Source organism: Cupriavidus sp. HMR-1, assembly GCF_000319775.1.
GTDB lineage: Bacteria > Pseudomonadota > Gammaproteobacteria > Burkholderiales > Burkholderiaceae > Cupriavidus > Cupriavidus metallidurans.
The window spans coordinates 1-2,201 of the sequence record NZ_ANKP01000007.1; the positions used below are offsets into that span (position 1 = coordinate 1).

2 protein-coding genes and 2 pseudogenes are annotated in these 2,201 nt (G+C 67.2%); all 4 read left to right on the plus strand.

Features of this window, described 5'->3' with window-relative positions; genetic code table 11:
* Positions 1-357 (plus strand): annotated as a pseudogene (locus D769_RS00130) (P-type conjugative transfer protein TrbL); the annotation flags it as partial.
* Positions 358-368: 11 nt separating this feature from the next.
* Positions 369-1,073 carry a conjugal transfer protein TrbF gene (gene trbF / locus D769_RS00135; protein WP_008640769.1) on the plus strand — a complete coding sequence of 235 codons (705 nt, stop codon included), beginning with the start codon at positions 369-371 and terminating at the stop codon, positions 1,071-1,073.
* A complete protein-coding gene (gene trbG, locus D769_RS00140) occupies positions 1,070-2,068 on the plus strand; it encodes a P-type conjugative transfer protein TrbG (RefSeq protein ID WP_008640770.1) in 999 nt (332 codons plus the stop codon). Before trbF ends, trbG begins: the two co-directional genes overlap by 4 nt.
* Before the next feature lie 2 nt (positions 2,069-2,070).
* Positions 2,071-2,201: pseudogene (locus D769_RS32580) on the plus strand (conjugal transfer protein TrbI); the annotation flags it as partial.

The following is a 2,201-nucleotide window of genomic DNA, read 5'->3' on the forward strand; positions in this document are numbered from 1 at the left end:
GGCGGCGCGCGCGGCGCCAAGGCGGCTTTCGATGCTGGCTCTACGGCCGCAGGCAGTGGCATCCAAGGCGCTGCCGCTGGCGCGGGCAACGTGGCCAAGACCGCCGGGCAAAAGGTAGCCGACGGCGCACGCTCGATGAAGGAGCGCGTGGCAGCGGCCTTCCGGCCGGATGAGGCGCCGGCATCTGGCGCTGATGCCGCAGATGCGCCTCCATCCAACGAACAGCCTGCCTGGGCCAAGCGCCTGCACCGCAGGCAGCAGCTCACCCATGCCGCGACCACGGCCGCCCACACGCTGCGCGGCGGCGACGGCGGCAGCTCCAGCCAGGGGCCAAGCCTTCGTGATTCCGATTCATAAGGAGAACTCCCATGCGATTCAAACGACCGCAGGTGCGCTACGCCGATACGCCGCAGCCTGCCACCCCGTACCAATCCGCCGCCCAGGTCTGGGACGACCGCATCGGCTCGGCCCGCGTGCAGGCGAAGAACTGGCGGCTTATGGCCTTCGGCTGCCTCACGCTGGCGGTGCTGATGGCCGGCGGCCTGGTCTGGCGCTCGGCGCAGTCCATCGTCACGCCCTACGTGATCGAGGTGGACAACGCGGGCCAGGTGCGCGCTGTCGGCGAAGCCGCCACGCCGTACCAGCCCAGCGATGCGCAGATTGCTTACCACCTGGGCCGCTTCATCGGCCTGGTGCGCTCGCTGTCCATCGACCCCATCGTGGTGCGGCAGAACTGGCTCGATGCCTATGACTACACCACGGACAAGGGCGCCGTGGTGCTCAATGAGTACGCGCGGGTGGCTGATCCGTTCTCGCGCATCGGCAAGGAGTCGGTGACGGTGCAGGTGTCCAGCGTGACCCGCGCCAGCGACCAGTCCTTCAACGTGCGCTGGACCGAGACGCGCTTCGTCAACGGCGCGCTGGATCGCACCGAGCGCTGGAACGCGGTGATCTCCACGGTGCTGCAGACCCCGCGCACGGAGCAGCGCGTGCGCAAGAACCCGCTGGGTATCTACGTCAACGGGCTGGCGTGGAGCCGCGAGCTGGAAGGAAACGAAGGAGCAAAACCATGAATGGACATTTCCGTAAACCCGCCTTGCCTGTGATCCTACTGGCATCCACCGTTTTGTTCTCGGGCTGCGCCACGCAGGGGACTCCGCCGCCATCCATCTCGTTGGATGGGCCGGTGCAGGCCCAGCCGCTGCCCGAGGCGCCGAAGCCCGTGGAGGTCGTGACCGTGCCCGAGGTGCTGGCACTGCCTGGACAGATGAAGCCGCTGGCCGGTGATGCCAAGGCCACACTGGAATCGCCCGACGAGAAGGTGCGCGTGACCCGTGCGAACACGGAGGCCCGTGTTGCGCCCACACGCGAGGGCTATGTGAACGCCATCCAGGTCTGGCCGTTCACTGATGGCGCGCTGTACCAGGTCTATGCGGCCGTGGGTCGCGTGACCGTGATCGCGCTCCAGCCGGGCGAGGAACTGGTGACGGTGGCTGCCGGTGACACGGTGCGCTGGATCGTGGGCGACACATCGAGCGGCAGCGGCGATGCGCTGCGCGTCAATGTGATGGTCAAGCCCATCCGCTCGGGCCTCAAGACCAATTTGGTCATCACGACCAGTCGGCGCACCTACCTGCTAGAACTGACTTCGACCGAGAAGACATGGATGGCTTCGGTGTCCTGGGAATACCCCAAGGACAGGATGCTGGCCCTGCAGCGCCAGGCACAAGCGGCCAGCGCCGCCGCGCCGGTCGATGCCGGGCTGTCGCTGGAGAAGATCCGTTTCCGCTACGCGGTCAGCGGCAGCAATCCGCCGTGGAAGCCGTTGCGGGCCTTTGACGATGGCGAGAAGGTCTATATCCAGTTTCCGGCGGGCATCGCTCAAGGCGAGCTACCGCCAATGTTCGTGATCGGCGCGCAAGGCGACGGACAACTGGTGAACTACCGCTTCCGCTCGCCGTACTACATCGTGGATCGGCTGTTTGGTGCGGCCGAGCTGCGCCTGGGTGGCGATAAGGGCGCCGTGGTGCGAATTGAGCGCACCGATGGCGTGGCACGGAGGAATTGAGCATGAGCCAAGACAACACCCCCGACCATGCCACTTCTCAGGGGGGCAAGGCGGCGCCCGAAGCGATGGCGTTGCGCGCCCAGCCGCGCCCGGTCACGCGCCTGAACCGGCGCACGCTGGCCATGCTCACCGG